Origin of the sequence: Prevotella sp. ICM33, assembly GCF_000517825.1 — a bacterium.
Classification (GTDB): domain Bacteria; phylum Bacteroidota; class Bacteroidia; order Bacteroidales; family Bacteroidaceae; genus Prevotella; species Prevotella melaninogenica.
Genome location: NZ_JACD01000105.1, coordinates 15558 through 41448 on the forward strand (window position 1 = coordinate 15558; position 25891 = coordinate 41448).

Consider the following 25891-nt stretch of genomic DNA (forward strand, 5'->3'; position numbering starts at 1 on the left):
CCTCACTTGTTCTTAACGTGATAGTTAAGAGATAAGTGAGGGCATTTTATATCGTTAAGAAAAGAACTATTTGTTCTTATGTTAGTTGCAAACTTACTTTGTGTTCACGAACCATTCTCCGCAAGTTGAATATGGCATAACGCATACGCCCAAGGCTGGTGTTAATGCTAACACCCGTCGTCTCAGCAATCTCTTTAAAAGACATCTCTTGGTAAAAACGCATAAATACCACTTCACGTTGTGTCGCAGGAAGAAGGTTCACCATTCGTTTTACATCAGAGAGTGTCTGACTGTTAATGAATTGACACTCAATGTTATCAATAACAGTATCATCACCACCAACATTAGATAGGTCATTATCCTTAGGGGCATCAATCACTTTATCTGCACGCTGCGCACGATACCAGTCCATGATTACATTATGAGCAATGCGCATAATCCATGCAGAGAACTTACCCGTTGGAGAGTATCTTCCCTGTTGCAACTTCGTGATAATCTTCACGAATGTCTCTTGAAATAAGTCGTCAGCAGCATCCCTATCACGCACAACGAATAGAATATACGAAAAAAGTTTCGATTGATTGCGCGATAGCAACAAATCGAAAGCATCGTTGCTTCCTTCAATGTATGACAATGCCAACTGCTCGTCGGTCATCTCATTCAGATTCTTCATTTTCAATTTTCTTTCTTATGAAGTAGAAGTATGTCGATAGGCTTTTCTAACTTTTATTATTATTTGGGGTTGCAAATATAATCAATTTTCTTATTTGCTGCAAATCTTTTATATAAAAAGTCACTCGTTCAACCATTCGCTTGCCAGTATATGCTTTTTCATACCTGGTATTCCTAAGTATTTTTGTTTAATGCCAAAGAAGGCAATATGTCTACCATAATTCTGAGGATTAGCGGCTAAAGCAATATCTTCTTTCATTTGTTTGTTGACCATTTGGATAGAAATAACATTCTCTGGGTCAGCCTCTTCTGGGTCATCAGCTAATAGGATTGCAGAGTCATACGTGAAAGGTGGTTCCCATTCAGCCTGCTTGATATTTCGTTTGCAAGCTCCAACAATATAACCATGTACCCAAACTCCATTATTCCCAAAGTCTCCTTTAATAAATTCCGAAACAGTATAGATCTTCGCTTCATTAGGTGAGTGAGAAGGTGAGTACTTTTCTGTTTCGTCTTCATTATCATCATCTGATGGTAGAATTGTTTTACCACAACTAAACAATAGTACAGCTGCGAAAAGTAAGAAGGAAAGTTGGTTTATCTTCATAGAATTAAGTTTAATAATCTGATACAAAGGTAAATAAAGATTATCAATAAGTCAAGAGTTGGACACGTTTTTCTGAAATGTAGGTAAATAAAAAAGAGGTTGGTGCAGGAAGCTACCAACCTCGAAAATGATTTAGCAAAATATCTAAATCAGTGAAAAACACATCGCAAATATAGGATAAATAGTGGAATAAAACAAATTTTATCAACAAAAAAATATGTTTTTAACATTGTATGCGCACACATGGGCTAAATATGAAACGGTAGGTTCTTCTGAAATATACCGTGATAAAGACGCTATATTTGGTGTAAAACGATAATACCTCTTTATACGAATAGTTTTATTTTTACTTTGCTGTCACTTTTAACACTTTACGTAACACTGCTGTAAATGAGTAAGTTATATTCTTGAAGTGACTGACAGAAGTGACAGGAACTTTATTTTTGAGAGGATTGCTTTGCTGTAATCGCTTTTCTTATTTTATATTTAGTTATAAGACGAAAGAGATAATGACAATGCAGAGAGCATTCAATGACTATATTGAAATCTAAGGGCTTGTAGTGAAACGGATGTGCCAATATAAAAGAATGATTCCAACAGCAGTCGTATGTTGGAGGGCTCACACATGAGTACATGATAAAAAGAATTCGTATAAGGATTATACATTGATTTATAATTGCATATATCATAATTATTAGCTAAATTTGCATTGTATTTAAACCTTTTTATTAATTAAATAAAGTTATTATGAATAAAATTCTACGCTTTGCTTTTGTTGCAGCATTCGCTGCTGTTAGTTCTTTATCATTTGCACAGAAGACTGTGACTTTTGAGCTTTCGTCGGCTGAAAGCTATAAGCAGTTCGGATTAGCAGGTCAGTCATCTCAAACATCCAAAGATGGTGATTTTACGGAGGATAAGTCTGTAACTTCGGGTGATGTAAAACTCACCGTCTCTACAAGTGGGGGAAAGACTGCAAACCGAATGTGGAAAGGTTCGTTGAGAATGTATGGTGGAACACTTACTGTTGAAAGTGCTAATGACAATATTGTTAAGGTTGTTTATGCTGTATTTTTCGATAATTGGGATGAAAGTAACAATGTTGATAATAAGAATCTTGAGATGACTTCGGAGAAAGAAGGGACGAAGGTTTTTAAGTTCTACAATTGGACTGGAGTCTCAAAGAAAGTAGTCCTCAATGTAAAAAAGGCTTTTCTTAGAAGTGTTACAATAACGTCAGTTACTGCTGCTGGTATCAAGAATGTTCAGACGATTGAGGTAAATGAGAATGCACCTATCTACAACCTCGCTGGTCAGCGTGTAGATAAGGATTATAAGGGAGTAGTTGTACAGAACGGTAAGAAGTTTATCAAGAAGTAAGCAAGTTTATTGAATTATCTGATAAACTCCTCTCATAGATTCGATTCATTAGTGTCTTATCTTATTAATATAAACATTTTTGAACACATATTCTAATCTTTAACCGATGTGTTGAGTGTCCGCACATGTTGTGTTGATGCCCAACACATGTGGTGTGGATGCTTAGCACATATAGTGCGGTTGGCAAACAGACATCGTTTTGTAGGCAATCACCATTACAATATAATAGATGGGTAGAAGTCGTTTGCCGTTTGGAAGCGTGTGTATCTCTCTTAAGATAGAGCGATATTTCGATGAACAGAGAGTTAACTTTGGGTTTAAGTTCTGTCAGATAGCTTAACTTGTTTATAATGAGCGTGTTATTAAAGTTCTATTTACACGCCTAATCATATAAAAAAGCACCAAAGAAACGATATGTTCTTTGGTGCTTTTATCATGTCATATTCTTAGATTAGAATTCACTTGTAAAGTGGAAACGGATATTCTCAAAGTCTTGCTGTGCCATGCTTAGCACATAACCTGAGTCAGCGAGGAAGACGTCACGTCCCTCAATATCCTTAGCCATATACTGGTATTTACGCTTTTTGAAGTTCTCTAACTCTTTCTCGTCGTCAGCCTCAATCCAACAAGCTTTATAGAGGTGTACAGGCTCCCAACGACACTTGGCATTATACTCATGCTCCAATCGATACTGGATAACCTCAAACTGAAGTTGTCCAACGGTTCCCACGATACGACGGTTGTTGAATTGATTGACAAATGACTGTGCAACGCCTTCATTCATCAACTGTTCTATACCTTTTTGGAACTGCTTAGACTTCATTGGGTCATCGTTCTCAATGTATTTAAATAGTTCTGGTGAGAAGCTTGGCAGACCGCGGAAGTGGATGTTTTCTCCCTCAGTTAATGTGTCACCAATCTTAAATACACCACCACTATCAGGCAGACCAACGATGTCACCTGGGTAAGCCTCTTCTACTGTACTCTTGCGTTGAGCCATAAACTGAGTAGGAGAGGAGAAGCGCATCGTCTTTCCATTACGAACATGGAGGTAAGGCTGGTTACGTTGGAACTTACCAGAACATACCTTACAGAAAGCAATACAACTACGGTGGTTGGGGTCGATATTGGCTGTAATCTTGAAGATAAAGCCTGTGAACTTTGGTTCACTTGGCTCAACCATACGCTCTTCTGCTTTAGTAGGACGTGGACTTGGTGCTATTTCAACGAAACAATCGAGCAACTCTTGCACACCAAAGTTATTCAATGCAGATCCGAAGAACACTGGTGCAACCTCTGCACGGCGATAAGCTTCAACATCAAAGTCAGGGTAAACACCATTGACTAATTCAAGGTCGTTGCGTAGCTGTTCAGCAAAGTCAGCACCTACTTGCTCGTCCAAATCATTTGAGTTGATATCTACTTCGATTTTCTCTGTCACACGCTGCTTATTAGGTGTAAAGAGGTTCAACTGCTGTTCGTAGATGTTATATACACCCTTGAAGCGCTGTCCCTGACCGATAGGCCATGAGAGTGGACGTACACTAATCTTGAGTTCTTCTTCCAACTCGTCTAAAACCTCGAATGGATCACGACCTTCACGGTCCATCTTATTGATAAAGATGATAACTGGTGTGTTGCGCATACGACACACCTCCATCAACTTACGTGTCTGAGCTTCCACACCCTTGGCAGAGTCAACAACGATGATAGCAGAGTCAACAGCCGTCAGTGTGCGATAAGTATCTTCTGCAAAGTCTTGGTGACCAGGAGTATCAAGGATATTTACCTTATAATCTTTATAGTCAAACTCCATTACAGAAGTTGATACAGAGATACCACGCTGTTTCTCAATATCCATCCAGTCGGATGTAGCTGTCTTACGTATCTTGTTGCTCTTCACCGCACCAGCAACCTGAATCTGACCACCGAAGAGAAGGAATTTCTCAGTCAAAGTAGTCTTACCAGCATCTGGGTGAGAGATTATGGCGAACGTTCGCCTGCGTTCTATTTCATTCATTTGTTTTATATTCTTTGGGAGTAAAAACCTTGTCAGCTGTTGTTGAAGTGGAGCTAACTAAATTAGCTTATAGTTCTTTAAATCAATTTATAGCTGAACTAAGTCTAACAATCTTTCTTTTTAACTCCTATTATTTGTCTTGTTCCTGTAAGCCTTTCATGCACTTCTTCAGTGAATCAACCCAATATGGAATCTTTATGCCAAAGGTTTCCTTAATCTTTGTCTTATCAAGGACAGAGTAGGCAGGACGTGTAACAGGTGAAGGGAACTCGTCGCTGTGGCAAGGTTGGATGTCACATGCTGTGTTTCCAGCAAGTTCTGCAATCTTAATCGTGAAGTCATACCAGCTACATACGCCCTCATTAGAGAAGTGGTAGATGCCACTATTTCCTTCATACTTGCGGTTCTCAACGATATCGAAGATGGCATCTGCTAAGTCGCCAGCATAGGTTGGTGTTCCGCACTGGTCGAATACAACCTTCAGCTGTGGCTTAGTAGCTGTGAGATTTATCATCGTCTTAACGAAGTTATGACCAAACTCGCTGTAAAGCCATGCTGTACGAAGAATAATATGGTTTACACCAGTAGCTTGAATCTTCTCCTCACCATGTAGTTTTGTTAAACCATAAACGCCAGTAGGAGTACCCTTCATGTCCTCTTTGCAAGGAGTGTTATATGGGTCGCCACCGAAGACATAGTCTGTGCTGACATGAACAAGCAAGCCACCAACCTCTTTCATAGCCTTTGCAAGGTTCTCTGGTGCAGTCGCATTGAGTAATTCAACAATCTCACCCGCCGTCTCTGCTTTGTCTACATTGGTCCACGCAGCGCAGTTGATGATACATTCAATCTTATTGTCTTGTACCATCTTGCGGATGTCTTCGAGATTAGTAATGTCTAACTTCGTATATCCCTCACATACGTCCGTGAAGATATAGTGGTCTTTACTCTGTTTAGATACAAGCTGTATCTCATTGCCAAGCTGTCCGTTAGCTCCAGTAACTAAAATATTCATAAGCTATCTCCTTTATTCTTCGCCGAAGTTTAAGCCTTCAGTCTTATCCTTTATGTAGTAGTCGGACAACATACCAATGAAGGTTGTTATCTCGTTAAGCGCACGAGTTGTCTCGGGGGTAATCTCTTTCTTCTGCAAACGAAGCATCATCACTCCATAAAGAAGGTCGAAACAAGTTTCGATCTCACTCTTTCCTAACTGTGCAGCAACACTCTTTAAGCGTTCATCATTTGTACGTGCCATCTTGTCTGCTGTACGTTTTGTCTTACCTCTTAGCTCAACAATGAATGGTAAGACACGATAATATTCAGCAGAATAGAACGGAAACTTTGATGATTGCAGCAACTGTGCGTGCAACTCTGTAAGGTCCTGCATGAGCACCTTGTTAATCTGTAGGTGTCCACCTTCTCGACAACCTTCTTGATTCATCATGCGTACAAGGTCACCAAACCAGTCTTCCTCTTCCTCCTTTTGTTCTTCAGTGTATTGGAACTGGTCGATATATTCTTTACGGATTCGTGTCAATGAGCAACCGTAAGCACGGATAGTATCTTCTATCTGCCACATATAAAGCAGATATTCAGCTATACTCTTCTTTCTTAATTCCTTAGCTACAAACATAAATTATCCTTATTCCATTAATCCATCAATAGTTGGCAGATGATAAAGATTAAATATTGTACCCACAAGCATAATGATAGAAAACAGAATGACAACAGAACCTATAACCTTATTTATAATAAGAATACCATTGACATCAAACTTTCCTCTAATCTTATCTATCAACCATGATAAGCCATACCACCAAAGTAACGCACCAGCAGGGATACAGGCAAAGCCTATAATCATCTCTAATGGGCGATTGGGCTGTACGAAAGCGAATTGTGCGTAACTTGCAATGAAGAGGAAGATAATCATTGGATTAGAGAGGGTTACCAAGAAGGCTGTAACGCCATTATGGAAGAGAGACCCCTTCTCCTTACCACTCTGATGAGCTTTCTTCATCGGATCTGACTTGAAGCAATAGATTCCAAAGAGTAATAATAATATACTTCCTGTAATCTGTACTATCAACTTATAGGTAGGGTTTTCTAAAGGTCCCATAATGAAACTCATACCTAACCCTACGATAAGTGCATAAATTGTGTCGCTGATGGCGGCTCCAATACCTGTTATAAAACCATACCAACGCCCCTTGTTCAAAGTTCGTTGTATACATAATATTCCAACTGGACCCATGGGAGCCGATGCTATAATTCCAATAAGCAGTCCCTTGAAGATGAAATCCAGTATATCTAATTGAATAGGAAATTGCATGCTTGTTATTTTGGGTGCAAAATTGCAAAAATAATACGAGATAAGCAAATTTACCTAACAAAACTTTGTGGCATTCCTCTTTTTTTCATAACTTTGCCCATAGTATATTCAAACTAAAAACTTATTATGTCATGGACGTAACAGAGCAGAAACCAGTTGTAACTGGATTGGAAAAGCCATTCGTAATTGGCTTGGATTTAGGAGGAACAAACGCAGTATTCGGTGTCGTAGATCAGCGTGGTCAGGTACTTGCCACCAATTCTATTAAGACACAGGCTTATAAGACAGTCGACGATTTTGTAGAGGCAGGTGTAGAGGCAATAAAACCTCTCGTTGCAAAATATGGTGGAATAGGTCAGTTCCGTGCTATGGGTATTGGTGCACCTAATGGTAACTTCTATCGTGGCACGATTGAGTTCGCACCAAACCTCTCATGGGGTCACGATGGTGTTGTGCCATTGGGAGAAATGTTCTCACAGAAGTTGGGTATTCCTGTTGGTCTTACCAACGATGCAAATGCTGCAGCTATCGGTGAGATGCAGTATGGTGTAGCACGTGGCTTGAAGGATTTCATCATGATTACTCTTGGTACAGGCGTAGGCTCAGGTATTGTTATCAATGGCCAGATGGTCTATGGTTCTGATGGCTTTGCTGGTGAGTTGGGTCATATGATCATGGTTCGTGGAGAGAAGGGTCGTACTTGCGGTTGTGGTCGTACAGGTTGTTTGGAAACTTACTGCTCTGCAACAGGTGTTGCTCGTACCGCTCGTGAGTTCTTGAAGAATAGCAAGGAAGACTCTTTGTTGCGTGAGATGAAGCCAGAAGATATCACTTCTTTGGATGTTTCTATTGCTGCTGGTCGTGGCGATGCACTTGCGAAGCGTGTTTACGAGTTCACTGGTAATATGTTAGGTGAGGCTTGTGCTGACTTCGCAACCTTCTCTTCTCCAGAGGCTTTCATCTTCTTTGGCGGTCTAACTAAGGCTGGTGACTTATTGATGGAACCTATCATGCGTTCTTATAAGGAGCATGCTTTGGAAATCTTCAAGGACAAACCAAAGTTCTTGGTAAGTTCGCTTGACGATGCTGCTGCAGCCGTTCTCGGTGCTTCAGCTATTGGTTGGGAATTGTAATTAATGATATAAAGTCCAGAGTTCTTTTGAGTTATATGTGCAGTTTGTCTGCTTGTCTACTTGAAAGAGTCTAAAACTTATATATTCAAAGTAGGGACAAACACCCTTGTCAGACATTCTTTTTATAATTAAAAGAACTGACTTACGAGGTTGTTTGTCCCTATTATGCTTTTTCTATATTGCTAACTTTATGCGATTTCCTTTTTGTAATGGTGTCTGCAGGCTATGTCTAAGTTGATAGAAGGCGATTTTCAATAAATTACCTATGTGTGTCTTGTTATATTGATAGTGTTAAAAAGGATTTTTACTACCCGTATTCTTTCTATGTGTTGCTATTCCGCACATCTCGTGTTGATGCCCCGCACATATTGTGCTGATGCTTCGCACCAATGGTGTTGAGTATAGAATGTCTTGCTAAACATTGATTAGAAGGAGGCTATTTGTAGTTAGTATAGAATTGTTCAGTCAAAAGTAATCATATGGAAGATTCTTCGTTTGAAAGTTATATCAGGCTTTAAAACTCTTTGTAGACTTTCTTTTTGTAGTTTTTGTTTTGTGTTCTCATTTTTTTAATCTAACTTTGCGAATACTTATAATACTTAGAAAGAAAAAACAATAACAGAAGATGAAACAGGAAGACGACATCAAGAAAGCGATTGAAGTGATGAGAAAGGGGGGTATCATTCTTTACCCAACTGATACAGTGTGGGGTATAGGTTGCGATGCTACCAATGCGGAAGCTGTAGCAAAGGTATATGCCTTGAAACGCAGAGATGATTCGAAGGCTCTTATTTGCTTAGTTGATTCTGATAACCGACTTCAGCGTTATGTTCGCAATGTTCCTGATGTTGCTTGGCAGTTGATAGAAGCTGTTGAGAAACCAACAACATTGATTCTTGATGGTGCTGTTAATCTTGCTCCAAATCTGATAGCAGAAGATGGCTCTATAGGTATTCGCATTACAAAGGAGCCCTTCTCACATGAGTTATGCTATCGATTCCAGAAGGCTATTGTAAGTACTTCGGCAAATGTCAGTGGTGAACCTGCTGCGCAGAATTATCGTGATATCTCACAGGAGATTCTTGATGGTGTTGACTATGTTTGTGAGTCAAGACGTCAGGAACACAAACCACATACTCCATCCAGCATTATCAAATTGGCTGCTGATGGCGAAGTAAAAGTTATAAGGAAATAATTGAATAGATAGATGAAAGTATCAGGTAGTCAGGGGATTATTTCTCGACTTGATAATTGGCGAAAGAATCATGTTTCCAATCGCGAGTTAGTCTTAGTACTGGCGTTTGCTATTGGTCTTCTTGCTTCATTGGCAGCATATATTCTTCACTTTATTATCAAATTGATAGAGGAATTAGTAACCTCTGGTTTCGATGTTGCAACGATTAACTGGCTCTATCTCATCTATCCAATCGTAGGTATTTGGCTGACAAGTCTATTTGTTAAGTATGTTGTACGTGATAATATTTCGCATGGTATTACGCGTGTCCTCTATGCTATTTCTACGAAACAATCTCGGTTGAAAGCTCATAATACTTGGTCGTCTATCGTTGCTTCTGCCATTACGATTGGTTTTGGTGGTTCGGTAGGAGCAGAGGCACCTATTGTGTTGACGGGTTCAGCTATTGGTAGTAACCTCGGATGTATCTTTAATTTAGATAATCGCACACTCATGCTTCTTGTGGGTTGTGGTGCAACGGCGGCTGTATCTGGTATTTTCAAGGCTCCAATAGCAGGATTGGTATTTACATTGGAAGTGTTGATGGTCGATTTGACCATGGCTTCTCTTTTGCCGATATTGATTGCATCAGTGACGGCAACGTGTTTCTCCTATTTCTTCACAGGTGGTTCGTCAATGTTTCATTTCCAAATGGATAACATTTGGGGACTTGATCGCGTTCCACCGACAATCTTGTTAGGCATCGCTTGCGGTTTTGTATCACTCTACTTCATGCGCTTAATGTCATGGTGTGAGAATGGTTATGGGAAACTTTCTTCTAAGCCTTATCTGAAACTTCTTGTGGGAGGCTTGGTGCTTTCTCCGCTTATTTTCCTCTTTCCCTCTCTCTATGGTGAAGGCTATGATAGTTTGAGATTGTTTATAGAAGGAAAGACAGAGACTGACTGGATGCAAATCATGAGTGGTTCTATGTTTGCTGAAAAGTCAAATTTCTTACTGCTTTATGTGGGATTAGTTGTAATGACGAAGGTCTTTGCAACCAGTGCAACAAATGGTGCAGGCGGTTGTGGTGGAACCTTTGCGCCTTCTTTGTTCATCGGTGGCTTTGGTGGTTTCTTCTTTGCTCGTTTTTGGAATATGGAGCAACTTGGTGTTTATATTCCAGAGAAAAACTTTACGCTCTATGGTATGGCAGCTGTGATGTCGGCTGTGATGCATGCACCTTTGACGGGTATCTTCCTGATTGCCGAGCTAACAGGCGGTTATCAACTCTTCATCCCATTGATTATCGTGACTATCAGTTCTTATCTTACGATAAATATCTTTGAACATCATAGTATATATGCTGTACGTTTGGCAAAGCAAGGTAAACTTCTCACACACCATACAGATAAGTCTATCCTCACTTTGATGAGTATGGATAAGATTATCGATCATGACTTTACATCTGTCGAACCGGATATGGAGATGGGAAAACTTATTCATGCTATCAGTTCAAGTCGCAATGATTATATTCCTGTGCTCGATGAGTCTCGTAAGTTATTAGGTGAGATTGATATTAACAATCTACGACATATTATTTTCCGTACAGAGCTTTATCACCGTTTCCATGTCAATCAATTGATGTCGCCACCAGCAGCAATGCTCGGTGTCAACGACCCAATGGAGGATGTGATGAAGACTTTTGAACGTACAGATGCACAGTATTTACCTGTTGTGAATATTGATAGCCAGTTGGTTGGCTATATCTCTCGAGCTCGCCTTTATAGTATGTATCGTCAGTTTGTAGCAGATTTTAGTGCAGAATAATAGGTATCTGCCGTCTCTTACTTATTATCTCATCTCTTGTTAAATTCCCAAAGATAATGAAAAAAGAAAATATACGTATTGTTTTTATGGGCACTCCAGAGTTTGCTGTGGAGTCGTTGAAAGCATTAGTTGAGAATGGATATAATGTTGTAGCTGTAGTCACACAGCCTGATAAACCTGTTGGACGTCATCAAGAACAGCTGCAGCCATCACCGGTGAAACTCTATGCACTTGAACATAACTTGCCTGTTTTGCAGCCTGTAAAGATGAAGGATGCTGATTTTATAGAAGAATTGCGTTCTTATAAAGCTGATATGCAGGTGGTTGTAGCCTTTCGAATGTTGCCGGAGATGGTGTGGAGTATGCCTCGCCTGGGTACGTTTAACGTTCATGCAGCTTTGCTCCCACAGTATCGTGGTGCAGCTCCAATCAACTGGGCGGTTATTAATGGTGAGACCGAGACAGGTGTGACGACCTTCTTCCTTGATAAAGACATAGATACTGGTCGCATTATCCTTCAAAAACCATTTGCTATTCCTGATACAGCTGATGTTGAGTATGTCTATGATGGCTTGATGTATTTGGGTGCAAAGATTGCTATGGAAACAATTGATCTCATTGCATCTAAATTGCCTGAAGATAGTCTTGATAACGTTGATTTCTCTGCAGTTCTTGATGGCATAAGTGCTCCTCAAGTGTGTGAAGATGCTGAATTACATCATGCACCGAAGATATTCAAAGAGACATGCGAAATCAATTGGAACCAGTCTGCTAAGAAAGTTTATGATTTTGTGCGTGGACTCAGTCCTTATCCTGGCACTTGGAGTATACTCTGTTCCATTGAAGACAATGGAGTAAAGCCTTTGATTATGAAGGTTTATAAGACAGCTAAGTCAGATCGCGCAGCTGTAGGAGAGCCTGGTACGCTCGTTGTAGAAAAGTCTCGTCTATATGTTAATACGTCTGACAGTCTCTTGGAACTTCTTGATATTCAGTTGACTGGTAAGAAGCGAATGGATGTTCGATCATTCTTAAATGGCTTTAAGGATATAGAGAAGTACCTCTTCCAGACAGAATGACGATAGTTTAGACAGAATGACATAAAGACATATTCCTTTAATGACATATTTTGTTGTTTGGTTTAAAAAATGTGGAGTATATATCAGACAGAAATACATAAGCTATCTTAATCCACAGCCCACAAATCCCATATTAAATATGTCATTAAGGAAATATGTCTTTATGTCATTCTGTCTTCAACTAAAATATGTCATTGAAGGAATATGCCTTTATGTCATTCTGTCTAAACTATCGTCATTCTGTCTTGCTCTATAGCTTCACTGGCATTGTTACTTGTAGTTCCGTGAAGTCTGCCTTCGTTGCATGTGCATTAACGCTAAAGCCTAAAGTAAGATTCTTTAGCTTAGGGAAACTATAAAACACACCAACTTGTTCATGATAAGGTCTTTCCAATCCATTGCGTGATTTATAACCCATGTGTCGGTAGAGGTAATAACCTAAGCTGACACGAACAGACATGTTACCATAAAAGATCTCGTGACGACCTTCGATGCTAAGTGACCACGGACTATGCTTCTCTCCGATGTATCCATGCTCCTTATCATGTTGTGCAACCCTACTGGCATAATCTCCATAGAAAAGACCAAAGCCTATGCCAGATGCCCAGCGACGTGCATAACGATAGAGTAGGTGAGTATGGAAAGAATAGGATCCGTAGAAAGTAAACTGCTCCTTACGATAGTCGGGATGTCCTTGTGGAGTTTCAAATTGTGTCTGCTGCCAATCCTCAAGTAAAGTTTTACCACCTATTCCAAGCGTAAATTCAGTAAACCAATACTTTTGGAAGGGATTTTTAGGAAGTGTGTTCCCCTTTGCAACCTTTGTTGTTTCCTTCTCTGGTTCGTATACAATACCCAGGAATGGACCTAAATAGTTTGCTCCTTTGTTGGGTCGTGCCATAGCTCCATTACTATGGTGTGCGAAGTCTAATCCAGCCTTAATGCTCCATTCCTTCGCTACCTTATATTGTCCGTACAGTCCTGCTGTGAAGAAGATATTAAGGTGTGAACCAATATATTCGTTGTCAATATTGTTCTTCTGGTTATATTTTAGTGAAGTATATCCTACGCCAGTGCCTAAGTAATAGCCCCATTGCCAGTGTTTACTACGATAAAGTGGACGATTAAACGTACCATAGAGTGTCAGAAAGTTGCCTAATTTACTGGTGTAGTCTACTGGCTGTGCTTCTCCCCATGGATAGTCTTTATGCATCGTTGTCCCATGGTTGAAGTTATAACGCAAGCCAATAGAGAAGGTTGGATAATTATAATCGCGTGCAAAATCATTCTCTGATGGTGTGATATTTAGCTGTGCAGCTATGGCATGCGTTTCTTTCGTCTTAGTCCAAATACGTGGCTCCTTATCTAAACATAAGGTTTGGGCAGGGATATAACGCATCTCTACCCCTGTTTTGGGTATAGCTATAGAATCATACTCTTCTGCAGAAGCAACTGCAGAGAGTAGTAAAAAATGTATGAAAAGGAGTTTTCTCACTTGTTCTCAGGCAACATTAAAGCACCTGTATTCTGTAGCCAAGTGTTACTTCCAACATGCTGTTTCGAGCACTCTTTAATAAATCCTTTGCTTCAGTATCTCTTGCTAACTTTCTGAAGTATAGGTTGTAACGTGCTTCTATCTGCCATTGCTTCCATTCATAACTAACACCAAGAGGAAGTGCGACATCACCACTATGGATATGATTCTTGAGGTTGATATCTTCACCATTTTTCTCTTTAGCATGTGCGCTGATAACATATCCTGCGTGTACTCCAGTAGTGAAACTCCATGGTAAATCTGCCCAAGGATACCAACGTACTATATAGTTAGTGTTGATATAATGTAAATTGACATTGTATGGACCATATTTTTGTATAATAGGGTTTCCATAGTCGTCTGTGGTGTTGATATTACGATAGATACCAGAACCTCCTTGGTGGCTATATTGCATTTCAACGTCTATTGCAAGGTTTTTAGCCACGAAGACTTCAACATAGGCACCAGCAACAGCCCCCAACTTAAAATTGTTATCAACACCTAAGAGGTTTGATAAGTTTAATCCAACTTTTGGGGCTGCATATAAATCCCATACCGTATGCTCACCAGTTGGTTCAGTATCTTGAACAATGGCTCCTTTAACGTCTTGGTAGCCTTCTTTAACAACTTCGCCAATACGTTTCGCGACGTTTTTGTTTATTACCTGAGCCTGTCCGTTTGTCAATGCCCCTAAAAGGATGGCAGCAATCAATATAATCTTTTTCATTTTTTAGGAAAACTGATTCTGATGCAAAGATAGTGATTTTTCTTCAAACCATTGATATCTTGTGGCTTTTTCATACATATAAAGATAGAGAATACAATACAGAATGACATAAAAGTATAGATAATGTTAAGCCAGAATGACAAAAATACATATTTTTCAATGACATATTCAATATAGTCTGTGTAGATAAATATGTTAAGCCATAATGACATAAAGACATTTTTAATGACATATTCAATACAAAAAAGGTGGTTGGAGTATTAATTATGTCTCTATGTCATTCTGTCTTAGCTTTGTCATCATATGTGCGGGGTATCTCGGTGATTACTCCCCTCCCTTTGGGGGAGGGGCGAGGAGGAGGGGCCAGTTGGTGGATTAGGCCTTGTTGCTCATTCTTTCTTTTTTATATCGTGTGCCTACAATTATTCTATGAATATTCTTTCTTTTCTCATTTTTTTTATTTAATTTTGTACCCATAATAAAGGAAATTAGAACTATTAACAGAATGATTCTGCGAACGAAGCATCTACTGAATTGACCAACACAGTTTTTGTTGTTTAAGTTAACGATTGTTACTGTACCACGTCTATTTGTTTTTTGCCCATTCGTTCTTATGTGGAGTGACCGTGATAGTTGTCAGCCTGCAAGCTTTTCATTGTTTGTAGGGAGGAGATGATATTTTCTCTTTTTGACTTAATCGGTATCTACGTCTTCTTTGTTTTGTTCTCTTTTCCTTATCTAATCTAAGAGTATCTTAATATTATGAATAACCAATGGAAATAAACGAATTGCTGAGCTTAGAAACTTTCCCTAAGAGTTATGAAGCTTGCTTTTTGGAATCTTGTTCTGTAAAAGAGAACTGACGTGTCATTTATATATTCAAACAATAGTCTGCTACTAACACGTTGAGAAGGTTCTTGTAAGAAAATAGGGTCAGTTATTATAATCTTGTAGCGTAGGTGCTTATTTATTTATAATTGTAAGTTTCAAGAAAAATGAACTTGAATAATCAGGAGGTACGACATTCAAGCCTAGATGTCATAAAGTTCTTTGCAGCCTTTATGGTTGTTTATATTCATTATGGAACAGTAGAAACTGGTACATATCATCTTATTTCACACCTGATAGAAGGATTATGTCGTTTAGCAGTTCCCTTATTTTTTATGATATCTGGATATTTCTATCCGATGTTAAAAGAAAAAGGAAGATTTAGAAGGCATCTAATAAAGTTATTATTTTTAGCTATAGGGTCATCTGTCTTGTATAATTTGATTCATAGTGTTGAATTACTGCAAGATGGAGGAAGCATCGTAGAATACTTATCTACAACATATACTCCAAAAATTATTATTGCTTTTTTCATTATCAATGCTGATCCAGCCTCTTTTCATCTATGGTTTTTGTGGGCAAGTTTGTATGTTTATATTATTTTCTTTTTTGTAGATAAGATAAAAAAAGTAAATTCTCTATATATTTTATCTATTTTGGTATATATAGTTAGTATTCCAGTGTTATATTCAAAAGGCTATGTAACGAATTTTTTATTTTTAGGTCTTCCCTATATGTGTTTAGGAAGATATATGAAAGAAAAAAAAGTTTTCTTAGCAAAAACTTCAGATAAGACGCTTATTCTTTTTTTTATAATATCTGCAATACTAATAGTTGTAGAATGTTATGTGCTTAGCTTTTTTTATATGAATGGACTTGATTCACATCTATTTGTATTACCAGCAGCTTATTGTTTATTTAGTTTAGCTCTTCGTAATCCAAGTTACGGGAATCGTATTATATCTACTATAGGTAAGCAAGACTCTGGTTATATTTATATTGTTCATGTTTTAGTTGCTCGTAATATACTTTCTTCTATTTTCCCTCATCAGTCATTATTAGGAGAAATTTTATATCCAGTAACAATATTCTTAGTGACAATAACTATAATAGAAATGATTAGATTTCTTTTTAAAAAGTTTCTTTTTAAGAAAGTAATTTGATTTTTTTTTGAGTAAAAATACGAAGTAAAATGTCTGAGATATCTTCAAAACGTCAAGTTACTAAGAATGCAATCATGTTGTATGTGAGAATGTTTTTCTCTATGATTGTAGGGTTATATTCTTCACGTGTTATATTAAATACACTTGGCGTAACTGACTATGGAATTTATAATGTTGTGGGGACCATAGTTCCAATTTTTGGGTTTTTAAGTAATGCTATGGCTGGCTCAATTTCTAGGTTTATAACTTATGAGCTTGGCAAGGGAAATATAGAACGCTTGAAAAGAACTTTTAGTTCAGCAATAATAGTTCAGTTATCTATAGCTTTAATTATATTTATTTTGGGTGAAGTCGTAGGTTTATGGTTTGTTAATGCAAAATTAGTAATTCCATCAGAACGATTATATGCAGCGAACTGTATACTCCAGTTTTCAATTGTATCTATATTATTGAATATTATACAAGTGCCATATAATGCTTGTATAATAGCACATGAGAAAATGGGAGTTTATGCTTATATCGAAATTTTAAATGTTATATTAAAGTTGCTAATATTATATATGCTTGTTATAGGAGGTTTCGACAAGTTAATTCTTTATGGATTGTTGTCTTTAATAGTATCTATTATCATAATGTCTTCTTATAGAATATATAGTATACGTAAATTTGAAGAATGTCACTTTAAATTTGTCATTGATAAGGATATTCTAAAATCAATGCTTACATTCAGTGGATATGATTTGTATGGGAATATATGTTTGACTGCTAAATTTCAAGGTATACCATTCATTATTAATCTTTTCTTTGGAGTCGTAATGAATGCTGCTGTAGGTATAGTATATACAGTAACAAATGTTTTTCGTTCATTTTGCGGGAATATTTTGACAGCATTTCGACCACAAATAGTGAAGAATTATGCCCAAGAAAATTATACAGATATGTCTTATATGATAAATCTATCTATAAGAATGTTGTTGATGTTGTCAATTCTTATAGTCGTAATTCTTATCTATAATAGTCAGATTGTATTGGAATTATGGTTAGGAAAAGTACCACCAATGACATCTATATTATTAAATATAGCCTTGGTTGAAAATCTTTTTGCTCTTCTTGCTGAGTCACTGCGAATTGGCATAAATGCGACAGGTAAGATAAAGGGGTATAGTTTTTGGAATGGCACATCATTATTGTTGGTAATTCCATTCTCATATATTGCACTTAAGTTTGATAGTTCTCCTGATATTGTTTTTTATATAAGTTTAATATCGCAGATAGGATGTTCTGTGATTAGTTTATATTATCTAAAAAAAGTTCTTTCTCAATATTCTGTAGTTTTATTGTTTAAGATTTTGATTAAAGTTCTTTTTCCATTAATAGTTGTATTGGTGTTTCTTCTCTTTATTGATTTCAATAATTTTCCTATTTTTCTTAGATTATTATATTCTGTAGGGACAATATTCTTCTTGTATTTTGTAAGTGCTTATTTTACTTTGACTCATAGTGAGAAGCAATACATAAAAGGTTATTTATATAGAAAGTTGGGCAAATGAAATCTATTCCTAAAATATCAGTTATTATTCCTGTCTATAATGCTGAAAAATATGTAGCATATTGTATAGAAGGGATTTTACATCAAAAGTTTGATGATATAGAGGTCGTTATCATAGATGATGGCAGTAAAGACAATTCTTTAGTTATATGTAATGAGTATGCAAAAAAAGATTCTAGAATACGTGTTATAAGCCAAGAGAATCAAGGAGTAAGTGCTGCAAGAAATAAAGGAATAGAACTAGCAAAAGGAGAATATATTGCTTTTATAGATAGTGATGATAAAATAACTCCTGAATATTTATCGTCTTTTGGCCTAAAAAATGATATAGAAATTCAAGGACATGTTATATATGAAAATAATATCCAAAGGAGTGTAATATATACCAAGAGAAAGGTGCAAGAAGACGTTGCAAAAGTTTTCTGTTTAGGACCTTTTAATTCTGCTGTATGGGGAAAAATTTTTAAGACTTCAATTATTAAAGATAATAAAATAGTGTTTCCTGTAAATCTATGTTTTAGTGAAGATACTATTTTCTTACTACAATATATCAAACATTGTAAAACACTTGCTGTTTTTGATGCTGCGGAATACATTTATATTAAACATAGTGGGTCCCTGACTGATAAAAAGTATCCAATGAATGATATGATGTTGAAGGAGAAAATGATAGTTGAGTCTTATAAGCTCCTTTTCCCAGAATCTAAATTTCAAAAGGATTTTTTGCGAGAAGTGTCTTTAAGTATAATTTCTAAGTATTATTTTTATTACGATTTAAGTAAGAAGGAGTTTATTAATGTAGGATATTTACGATATTTAGCTGATATTTACTTGAATAAGTTCGATAAGTTTATGCTGTTTATTGGAATGTCGTATTTTGCATATTATGTTAGATGGCGTCATAGAATCAGAGTAAAAGTTTTTGCTCGAATATTCTCAAATAAAGTAGATACATTATTGAATGCTCGTTAATAATTTGTCTTCAGTTTATCTGATTTTAACAATTTTAATATATTAAAAAGATTATTGCGAAATTATATATTTATTTGGTGTGTTGATGAGAGTATGCCGTAAGTTGAAATGAGTTTAACATATAGCTTATGGATATTATTTTTTAGAAAATAATGTGTTTTAGATAGCCATTACTCTTACTTCATTTATTGGAAATTTAAATTATCAGACATGCTTAATTTTACGGTAGGTCCAGTTATGTCCAGCGACATTATTCGTAGCATAGGACAAGAGCAGGTTCCTTATTTTAGAACCAAAGAGTTTTCTGAAGTAATGCTTGAAAATGAGAATCTCATAAAGGAGTTTGCAGGGGTAGAAAAAAAAGGTAGAGTTGTGTTTATGACCTGTTCTGGTACAGGATCAATGGAAGCTTCTGTTATGAATCTCTTTACTTCTAAAGATAAAGTACTTATTATTAATGGTGGAACTTTCGGAGCCCGTTTAGTACAACTTTGCCAAATTCATTCTATTCCTTATACAGAAATAATACCAGATTTTGGGTATGATATTGCAGATGATGTACTGAAGCAATATGATAATAAAGGGTATACAGGTTTCTTAGTAAATTTAGATGAAACCTCAACAGGAGTTCTATATGATATTAATAGGATTAGTAAATTCTGTAAGCGTAATAACTTGTTACTTGTTGTTGATTCTATTAGTTCATTTCTTTGCGATCCATTTAATATGCAAGAGTTAGGGGCAGACATTATGATTACTGGTTCGCAAAAAGCTTTGGCTTGTCCTCCAGGTATCTCACTTATCGCAATGTCGGAGCGTGCAGTTAAATGTATTAAACAAAATAGGGTACAATCTTTGTATTTTAATTTAAAAGATGCTCTTCTGGATGGAGAACGTGGACAAACTCCTTTTACCCCTGCTGTTAGTATTCTTCGTCAGATAAATGTACGTTTACGTGAAATAAAAATGTCTGGTGGTGTTGAGAGTGAGATAAACAGAGTTCAAGAACAGGCGTATGATTTTAGAAGTAAAATTAAGGATTTACCTTTTAAGTTTGCTTCTCATTCTCCAGCTAATGCTGTGACTTCGTTATTCTCTTTGACTGCAAAGGCATTTGATATTTTTACTATATTGAAAGATGAATATAATATATGGGTATGTCCAAATGGAGGTGAGATGCGTGATAAAGTGTTCCGTGTTGGTCATATTGGAAACTTGACAGCTTCTGATAATACAACATTGGTTAATGCCTTCAAGGATCTGCAAAAACGAAATATTATTTAACAGATGATCAGAGTTATTACTTATGGGACGTATGACCTTTTACATAAAGGGCATATACGTCTTTTGGAGAGAGCTAAAGAACTTGGTGATTATTTGATAGTTGGTGTTACTGCAGATAATTTCGACAGATCTCGTGGAAAAATTAATGTTCAACAAACTTTAGCGGAGCGTATAGAGGCTGTAAAAGCTACTGGTCTTGCTGATGAAATTGTTGTTGAAGAATATGAGGGGCAAAAAATAGATGACATACGACGTTATGGTGTCGATATTTTTACAGTCGGATCTGATTGGAAGGGACATTTTGATTATCTAAATGAATATTGCAAGGTTGTTTATCTTGAGCGTACACAAGGAATTTCGAGTTCAGAGCTGAGAGCAGACAGCTGTGGCATCAGACTTGGATTGGTGGGTGAGTCGCCAATTTTAAATAAGGTTGTGAACGAGAGTAGAATAGTTAATGGTATAGATATTTCTGGTATTTTCAATGAAACTACAAAATTTCTTTCAGAGAAATTAGATGTTGTCAACTTTAGCTCGTTTAAGAAGTTGCTGGATAACTCTGATGCAATCTATATTATTTCGAATCCACAAAGGCATTATTGTCAGATTAAAGAAGCTTTACTATTAGGGAAGCATGTTTTGTGCGAGTCACCTATCTGCATAAAGCAGGTAGAATGGGTTGAACTACAAAAAATTGCAGCCGAGCAATCTTGTGTACTAATGGACTCCATCAAGACTGCTTATTCCACGGCTTATTATAGATTATTATTATTAGCAAAGAGTGGACAGATTGGTAAAGTAGTATCTGTAGAAGCAACGTGTACGAGTTTAGATTATCTACAAAAAGCTGATTCCGATGATATAAAATATATTTGGAATAGTATAAGTGCATGGGGACCAACAGCTCTTTTACCAATTTTCCAACTTTTAGGTACAGAGTATCTTTCTAAAACAATAATCTCTCATCCCTTAAATAATAAATCTGATTTTGATGCTTTTACAAAGATAAATTTTATTTATCCAGAAGCTGTCGCCTCTATGATAGTTGGGCAAGGAGTCAAATCTGAAGGAAATCTCATTATTAGTGGTACAAACGGATATATTTATGTTCCTGCACCGTGGTGGAAGACTGATTATTTTGAGTTGAGATTTGAAAATCCTGCAGAAAATAAACGTTATTTCTATCAGTTGGATGGTGAAGGAATTCGGTATGAACTGGTTTCTTTTGTTAAATCAATAAGAACAAAAGAAAATTATTTTTATGTTAGTAAGGATGTCTCACAAGCTATTGTAGGTGTTATTGAAGATTTTAATTCTCGTAAAGAATTTATACAAATATAATGGATAATTATGATTTGGCAAAATTTAAGTACTACCTGTTAGAAACCTTTAAAGCTTTTAAGGAGGTATGTACTATACACAATTTAACATACTACGCAGCCTTTGGTACAGCTTTGGGTGCTGTTCGTCACCAAGGCTTTATTCCTTGGGATGACGATATTGACGTATATATGCCTCGTGAGTCTTTGAAACGTTTTATGACGTTGAAAGGGAAAATTCAAGGGCATTATGATATTGCATTTACGGATGATAATGGTTATTATGTCTATTTTCCTAAATTTATAGACACAAACACTACAGTGTTAGAAGGTGAGGACTTTACTTTTGTTGGCGGTGTTTGGATAGACATTTTCCCATTAGATGAGTTTGATATGAATCGAAAAGATGAGATTCATGAAAAGAATCTTATTTTCAGTCGTGTTTACAAGCAGTATTTTAAATCGGTTCGTGAAACAGGGCTATCTGTTTTATTAAGAAAAATAGTCAAGGGTGATTTTGCTGGAAGTGTTAAAACTATAACAGATATCTTTTATTATAATCCTCGTTCAGAAAAGTTTAAATATGAATTACATTCTCTTATTGAGTATTTTTCCAGTATACGGGGGGCTCATTATTGTAGATATTCTCCTGATATAAATGAGAGTGATACTTATCCAAAAGAGTGGTTCAATGAAGGTGTGGAGGTCCCTTTTGAGGATACAACGATAGTGTTGCCTAAACTTTATGACAAGTATCTTACTACTGAGTTTGGTGATTATATGACTCCTCCCCCAGTAGATCAACGTGTCACTAATCATGGTCATTATTTTTTAGATCTTGATAAGCATTATACACTTGAAGAAGTGAAAAATATTCTTGCAAAAAAAGGATAATTTGCTCATCAATTAAATCGGAATATTTATTTATGTTTATTCAATTGTCAATTCTAATAAGTAGAAATTGTTTTGTTAATACCCAGTACATATCTTTTATGAAATAACAAGATTACGTGTATCATGAGACTCCCAAAAGATAGCGAAGAAGAAAATATATTAATATAATCTTATTATTAGTAGTAGAGTAAGGATTCATCAAAGCAAATTTCTGCTAAGTAATTGTTGTTGTTATCATGTCACATGAAATTTTGAATTGGATATAATATCTGTTCAAGAAAGATGCTGAGTAGTAATGATTTTTGATTGATGGATTGAATGTCCTGAGAGAAGAATATCCTACGGCCCAATTGTTTTACAGAAATTTTGATAGGATTTAAGTCATTATTTATAGAATATATCTTAATAGAAGTGATTTAAGCAAATATGTTAATTTTTTCACAAAGAAACTTAGTGTTTTATGAATATTGATTTTGTGATTTTTTGGGTTGATGGTTCTGATATTGAATGGCAGAAGAAAAAAGCACTATATAAAGGTACTCCTTTTCAGAATGCTGATGTCAGATATAGAGATTGGGATATCCTAAAATTTTGGTTTAGGGCTGTGGAAGAATATGCCCCTTGGGTAAACCATGTATATTTCGTAGCGGATAACCAAAAGCCTGAATGGTTGAATTGGGATAACCCTAAACTTTCTTATGTAGATCATAAGGATTTTATTCCACATGAGTTTCTGCCAACTTTTCAGGCAAACACTATCGAAAATAATCTTCATCGTATATCAGGGTTAAGTGAGCATTTTGTTGTATTCAACGATGATATGTTTATTAATGCCCCTATAACTCCTGAATATTATTTTAAGAACGGCTTACCATGTGATGCTACTTTAGAGTATATTTTTGGGGGTCGCGGTTTTATCTCTCCAGATGATTGGGGAATTAGCGTGATGGAGTATTGTAATACTCAGGTTGTTAATGCTCACTTTAATAGACGAGAGGTGACAAAAGTTAATCCTAAAGGGTGGTACGGAAGTTATTTAGGATGGAAGTATCGTTTGCAGGCCTATCTGATACTTTTTTTCAGACGAACAGAATTCCAGCATTTCTATACCCCTCACAATGAAAAAGCATTTCTTAAATCCGTATATGATGAAGTCTGGAGAGTTGAAAAAGACGCATTAGAGAAGAGCTGTACACGTTTCCGTGAACCAATGTCTATAAATAACTATCTTTTCCGGTATTGGCAGTTGGTAAGTAATAAGTTCTATCCAATGGAAGTATTAAGTAAAAAGAAAGTTATGCAAATCCAACCTGATACAATTTCTATGATTGAACGTATGATTACCGATTCAAGTATAAAATCTCTATGTTTGAACGATTCTACTTATTGTACATTTGAGGATTATCAAATCTTAAAGCCCCAAATCATCAGTTTCTACCAGAAGAAACATCCATCGAAGTCAGAATTTGAAAAGTAGTATGTAAATTTATGGATAAAATTTATAATTGTGGATATTGTTTTACACATTAATTAGTCTATTAGCATAATAATAAATGTGTTAGAAATATTATGTTTTAGATTAATAGTAGTACTAATTTAAATCAAAAAATGAATGATGAAGCAGACTGAAAGATTATATATGTTAGATATGTTGAAGGGAATTGCAATTTTAGGTGTTGTTTTTTACCATGCAAATCTTTTCTCATATGGATATTTAGGAGTTGATATATTCTTAGTTATTGCTGGATATTTCACAACAAAAAGTATAGTAAATCAATATAATAATGGAAATTTCTCTTATTGGAGATTCCTGAGGAATAGATTAGTTCGTATATGGCCTTTAGTTATAATTATAAGTATCTTATCTTTAGCTTTAGGTTATTTTACAATGCTTCCAACTAATTATAAGAATACTGCAGAAACAGCTTTAGGATCAGGTGTTTTTTTGAATAATTTTGTTCAATATATTACAGCCGGTGATTACTGGGATGCATCTAATGAATATAAGCCATTGATGCATACATGGTATATAAGTTTAGTTTTACAGTTCTATATCCTATACCCTTTATTTTTTATTGTGGTTCATCGTTTATCTAAAGATTGGAAAGGACTTATATTTAAGGTCTTAAGTTTAGTAGGATTGCTATCTTTAGTTTTATATTCATTACCAATATTAACTCCTGCATTCCATTTCTATTTGCTTCCGTCTCGTCTTTTTGAATTCATTGCTGGTGGACTTTTAGTATTGCTTCCCGCTATTGAGCAAAAAGGAATTACTTGGAAAGTTTGGAGTTGTTTATTAGTAATAATTTTGTTAATAGCATTTAATGAAAATCTAAATGCTCAGCAGTATAGATTGCTAGCAATAGTATTTACAACAACACTTTTAGTATGGCTTATTACTGCTAAGATAAACTTTATAACTATTCCCAATTTTAAGATATTATCTTTTTTAGGGATGGCTAGTTATAGCATATATTTATGGCATCAAGTTATAATAGCATTTTATCGAAATATATTTAATGATCAGTTAAATATATGGGAATATATATATGTAATAGGGGCCTCATTAGTGGTAGGGGGATATTCTTATTATTTTATAGAGCAAGGTGTTGATAAAATAATAAAGAAAAACTCCCAAGCAACAAAATATGTTTTATCTATTTGTTGTATTATAGTCTTACCTATATCATATTTATCCGTTAATTTTTATAAACATGAAGGAGTTGTCAGAGACATTCCTGAGTTAGAAACTTATATCGCTAAACCTGCAACTTGGGCTACACTAGTATATAATGACACGATTCACAAGTATGATATTGATTTTCCTAATAACGGTAAAAAGAATGTGCTAGTTGTTGGGGATAGCTATGCGCGTGATTGGTATAATATTCTTAAGGAATCTAATTATGCAGATTCTCTTAATCTATCATATCATAAAGCCTTAGATAATATTTTATATGATAGAATTAGAAAGGCTAATTATATATTTTTAGCTAATCATGGAGATTTCAATCTTTTTGATTCATTTATCCCTCAAATGGCTAAAAAGAAACTTTTTCGTGTTGGAGATAAAAGGTTTTTTTCTAGTCCATGCTTGATTTATAATAAAAGACTGTTTGATGATTCTTATTATAATCAAAAAATAAATATAACAAATGATATATTAAATCGTAATATAAAAGAGAAAGTAATCTTTGGTGATGGATTTATTAATATGATGGATGTTATTAAAGATGGCTCTGGACAATATAATATCTTTACTCCAGAGCATAAACTGATTAGTCATGATGGTTTGCATTTGACAAGAGCTGGAGCGAGATACTATGCTCACAAACTAAATATTTCAAAATTATTTAATAGAGCACAGTTACCACTGCAAAAAACAAAGTAA

At 35.8% G+C, this 25891-nt stretch carries 21 protein-coding genes; 13 read left to right on the forward strand and 8 right to left on the reverse strand.

The genetic code is table 11. The features are described 5' to 3' along the window. Nucleotides 1-76: 76 nt before the first annotated feature. The gene (locus HMPREF1505_RS12075; protein ID WP_036925777.1) at nucleotides 77-673 is read right to left on the reverse strand and encodes a sigma-70 family RNA polymerase sigma factor; all 597 of its coding nucleotides are present in this window, start codon (nucleotides 671-673) and stop codon (nucleotides 77-79) included. 120 nt (nucleotides 674-793) lie between these two features. Further along, nucleotides 794-1279 (reverse strand): DUF6359 domain-containing protein, encoded by a 486-nt coding sequence (locus HMPREF1505_RS12080; protein ID WP_036925780.1) that lies wholly within the window; start codon nucleotides 1277-1279, stop codon nucleotides 794-796. 747 nt (nucleotides 1280-2026) lie between these two features. Between HMPREF1505_RS12080 and HMPREF1505_RS12085 the strand changes: the two genes are divergently transcribed. Next, on the forward strand, nucleotides 2027-2659 hold the full coding sequence (locus HMPREF1505_RS12085; protein ID WP_036925782.1) for a hypothetical protein: 633 nt from the start codon (nucleotides 2027-2029) through the stop codon (nucleotides 2657-2659). Between the two features lie 451 nt (nucleotides 2660-3110). On the opposite strand, the gene HMPREF1505_RS12090 is transcribed toward HMPREF1505_RS12085, so the two are convergent. From HMPREF1505_RS12090 to HMPREF1505_RS12105, 4 genes are all read right to left on the reverse strand, one after another. Further along, entirely contained in the window at nucleotides 3111-4679 is a 1569-nt protein-coding gene (locus HMPREF1505_RS12090) for a peptide chain release factor 3 (protein WP_036925784.1), read from the reverse strand. Between the two features lie 130 nt (nucleotides 4680-4809). Further along, nucleotides 4810-5694, reverse strand: a complete 885-nt coding sequence (gene rfbD, locus HMPREF1505_RS12095) for a dTDP-4-dehydrorhamnose reductase (protein ID WP_036925787.1) — start codon at nucleotides 5692-5694, stop codon at nucleotides 4810-4812. Nucleotides 5695-5706: 12 nt separating this feature from the next. Next, nucleotides 5707-6315, reverse strand: coding sequence for a DUF4924 family protein (locus tag HMPREF1505_RS12100; RefSeq protein ID WP_004361270.1), 609 nt, complete (start codon nucleotides 6313-6315; stop codon nucleotides 5707-5709). Between the two features lie 9 nt (nucleotides 6316-6324). Next, the gene (locus tag HMPREF1505_RS12105; RefSeq protein ID WP_036925790.1) at nucleotides 6325-7011 is read right to left on the reverse strand and encodes a LysE family translocator; all 687 of its coding nucleotides are present in this window, start codon (nucleotides 7009-7011) and stop codon (nucleotides 6325-6327) included. A 131-nt stretch (nucleotides 7012-7142) separates the two neighbouring features. Here HMPREF1505_RS12105 and HMPREF1505_RS12110 point away from each other — a divergent pair, with 131 nt between their 5' ends. From HMPREF1505_RS12110 to fmt, 4 genes are all read left to right on the forward strand, one after another. Continuing rightward, nucleotides 7143-8144 (forward strand): ROK family protein, encoded by a 1002-nt coding sequence (locus HMPREF1505_RS12110; RefSeq protein WP_036925793.1) that lies wholly within the window; start codon nucleotides 7143-7145, stop codon nucleotides 8142-8144. Nucleotides 8145-8769: 625 nt separating this feature from the next. Continuing rightward, entirely contained in the window at nucleotides 8770-9339 is a 570-nt protein-coding gene (locus HMPREF1505_RS12115) for an L-threonylcarbamoyladenylate synthase (RefSeq protein ID WP_004361264.1), read from the forward strand. Between the two features lie 12 nt (nucleotides 9340-9351). Next, on the forward strand, nucleotides 9352-11148 hold the full coding sequence (locus tag HMPREF1505_RS12120; RefSeq protein ID WP_036925794.1) for a chloride channel protein: 1797 nt from the start codon (nucleotides 9352-9354) through the stop codon (nucleotides 11146-11148). Nucleotides 11149-11204: 56 nt separating this feature from the next. Next, nucleotides 11205-12227, forward strand: a complete 1023-nt coding sequence (gene fmt / locus HMPREF1505_RS12125; RefSeq protein WP_036925796.1) for a methionyl-tRNA formyltransferase — start codon at nucleotides 11205-11207, stop codon at nucleotides 12225-12227. Between the two features lie 250 nt (nucleotides 12228-12477). Here fmt and HMPREF1505_RS12130 read toward each other — a convergent pair whose 3' ends face one another. Continuing rightward, on the reverse strand, nucleotides 12478-13722 hold the full coding sequence (locus tag HMPREF1505_RS12130) for an acyloxyacyl hydrolase (RefSeq protein WP_036925799.1): 1245 nt from the start codon (nucleotides 13720-13722) through the stop codon (nucleotides 12478-12480). Nucleotides 13723-13738: 16 nt separating this feature from the next. Further along, nucleotides 13739-14488 carry an outer membrane beta-barrel protein gene (locus HMPREF1505_RS12135; RefSeq protein WP_036925801.1) on the reverse strand — a complete coding sequence of 250 codons (750 nt, stop codon included), beginning with the start codon at nucleotides 14486-14488 and terminating at the stop codon, nucleotides 13739-13741. A gap of 995 nt (nucleotides 14489-15483) precedes the next feature. Here HMPREF1505_RS12135 and HMPREF1505_RS12145 point away from each other — a divergent pair. From HMPREF1505_RS12145 to HMPREF1505_RS12180, 8 genes are all read left to right on the forward strand, one after another. Continuing rightward, on the forward strand, nucleotides 15484-16479 hold the full coding sequence (locus tag HMPREF1505_RS12145; RefSeq protein ID WP_036925806.1) for an acyltransferase: 996 nt from the start codon (nucleotides 15484-15486) through the stop codon (nucleotides 16477-16479). A 29-nt stretch (nucleotides 16480-16508) separates the two neighbouring features. Then, a complete protein-coding gene (locus HMPREF1505_RS12150) occupies nucleotides 16509-18029 on the forward strand; it encodes an MATE family efflux transporter (protein ID WP_051412373.1) in 1521 nt (506 codons plus the stop codon). Further along, on the forward strand, nucleotides 18026-19000 hold the full coding sequence (locus tag HMPREF1505_RS12720) for a glycosyltransferase (protein ID WP_051412374.1): 975 nt from the start codon (nucleotides 18026-18028) through the stop codon (nucleotides 18998-19000). The genes HMPREF1505_RS12150 and HMPREF1505_RS12720 overlap by 4 nt, the downstream gene beginning before the upstream one ends. A gap of 237 nt (nucleotides 19001-19237) precedes the next feature. After that, nucleotides 19238-20284, forward strand: coding sequence for an alanine--glyoxylate aminotransferase family protein (locus HMPREF1505_RS12160; RefSeq protein WP_231480397.1), 1047 nt, complete (start codon nucleotides 19238-19240; stop codon nucleotides 20282-20284). Nucleotides 20285-20287: 3 nt separating this feature from the next. Next, nucleotides 20288-21625, forward strand: coding sequence for an adenylyltransferase/cytidyltransferase family protein (locus HMPREF1505_RS12165; protein ID WP_036925811.1), 1338 nt, complete (start codon nucleotides 20288-20290; stop codon nucleotides 21623-21625). After that, nucleotides 21625-22497, forward strand: a complete 873-nt coding sequence (locus HMPREF1505_RS12170; RefSeq protein WP_036925814.1) for a phosphorylcholine transferase LicD — start codon at nucleotides 21625-21627, stop codon at nucleotides 22495-22497. Before HMPREF1505_RS12165 ends, HMPREF1505_RS12170 begins: the two co-directional genes overlap by 1 nt. 460 nt (nucleotides 22498-22957) lie before the next feature. Then, nucleotides 22958-23974 carry a stealth family protein gene (locus HMPREF1505_RS12175; RefSeq protein WP_036925816.1) on the forward strand — a complete coding sequence of 339 codons (1017 nt, stop codon included), beginning with the start codon at nucleotides 22958-22960 and terminating at the stop codon, nucleotides 23972-23974. A 135-nt stretch (nucleotides 23975-24109) separates the two neighbouring features. Continuing rightward, on the forward strand, nucleotides 24110-25891 hold the full coding sequence (locus HMPREF1505_RS12180) for an acyltransferase family protein (RefSeq protein WP_081722965.1): 1782 nt from the start codon (nucleotides 24110-24112) through the stop codon (nucleotides 25889-25891).

What these genes read in the sequence shown, in the direction of transcription:
- HMPREF1505_RS12145 (WP_036925806.1), top strand. Translation starts at nt 15,484, where the DNA reads ATGAACTTGAATAATCAGGAGGTACGACATTCAAGCCTAGATGTCATA.
- HMPREF1505_RS12090 (WP_036925784.1), bottom strand. Translation starts at nt 4,679, where the DNA reads ATGAATGAAATAGAACGCAGGCGAACGTTCGCCATAATCTCTCACCCA.
- HMPREF1505_RS12110 (WP_036925793.1), top strand. Translation starts at nt 7,143, where the DNA reads ATGGACGTAACAGAGCAGAAACCAGTTGTAACTGGATTGGAAAAGCCA.
- fmt (WP_036925796.1), top strand. Translation starts at nt 11,205, where the DNA reads ATGAAAAAAGAAAATATACGTATTGTTTTTATGGGCACTCCAGAGTTT.
- HMPREF1505_RS12135 (WP_036925801.1), bottom strand. Translation starts at nt 14,488, where the DNA reads ATGAAAAAGATTATATTGATTGCTGCCATCCTTTTAGGGGCATTGACA.
- rfbD (WP_036925787.1), bottom strand. Translation starts at nt 5,694, where the DNA reads ATGAATATTTTAGTTACTGGAGCTAACGGACAGCTTGGCAATGAGATA.
- HMPREF1505_RS12160 (WP_231480397.1), top strand. Translation starts at nt 19,238, where the DNA reads ATGTCCAGCGACATTATTCGTAGCATAGGACAAGAGCAGGTTCCTTAT.
- HMPREF1505_RS12120 (WP_036925794.1), top strand. Translation starts at nt 9,352, where the DNA reads ATGAAAGTATCAGGTAGTCAGGGGATTATTTCTCGACTTGATAATTGG.
- HMPREF1505_RS12165 (WP_036925811.1), top strand. Translation starts at nt 20,288, where the DNA reads ATGATCAGAGTTATTACTTATGGGACGTATGACCTTTTACATAAAGGG.
- HMPREF1505_RS12720 (WP_051412374.1), top strand. Translation starts at nt 18,026, where the DNA reads ATGAAATCTATTCCTAAAATATCAGTTATTATTCCTGTCTATAATGCT.
- HMPREF1505_RS12075 (WP_036925777.1), bottom strand. Translation starts at nt 673, where the DNA reads ATGAAGAATCTGAATGAGATGACCGACGAGCAGTTGGCATTGTCATAC.
- HMPREF1505_RS12105 (WP_036925790.1), bottom strand. Translation starts at nt 7,011, where the DNA reads ATGCAATTTCCTATTCAATTAGATATACTGGATTTCATCTTCAAGGGA.
- HMPREF1505_RS12175 (WP_036925816.1), top strand. Translation starts at nt 22,958, where the DNA reads ATGAATATTGATTTTGTGATTTTTTGGGTTGATGGTTCTGATATTGAA.
- HMPREF1505_RS12150 (WP_051412373.1), top strand. Translation starts at nt 16,509, where the DNA reads ATGTCTGAGATATCTTCAAAACGTCAAGTTACTAAGAATGCAATCATG.
- HMPREF1505_RS12085 (WP_036925782.1), top strand. Translation starts at nt 2,027, where the DNA reads ATGAATAAAATTCTACGCTTTGCTTTTGTTGCAGCATTCGCTGCTGTT.
- HMPREF1505_RS12180 (WP_081722965.1), top strand. Translation starts at nt 24,110, where the DNA reads ATGATGAAGCAGACTGAAAGATTATATATGTTAGATATGTTGAAGGGA.
- HMPREF1505_RS12100 (WP_004361270.1), bottom strand. Translation starts at nt 6,315, where the DNA reads ATGTTTGTAGCTAAGGAATTAAGAAAGAAGAGTATAGCTGAATATCTG.
- HMPREF1505_RS12170 (WP_036925814.1), top strand. Translation starts at nt 21,625, where the DNA reads ATGGATAATTATGATTTGGCAAAATTTAAGTACTACCTGTTAGAAACC.
- HMPREF1505_RS12080 (WP_036925780.1), bottom strand. Translation starts at nt 1,279, where the DNA reads ATGAAGATAAACCAACTTTCCTTCTTACTTTTCGCAGCTGTACTATTG.
- HMPREF1505_RS12115 (WP_004361264.1), top strand. Translation starts at nt 8,770, where the DNA reads ATGAAACAGGAAGACGACATCAAGAAAGCGATTGAAGTGATGAGAAAG.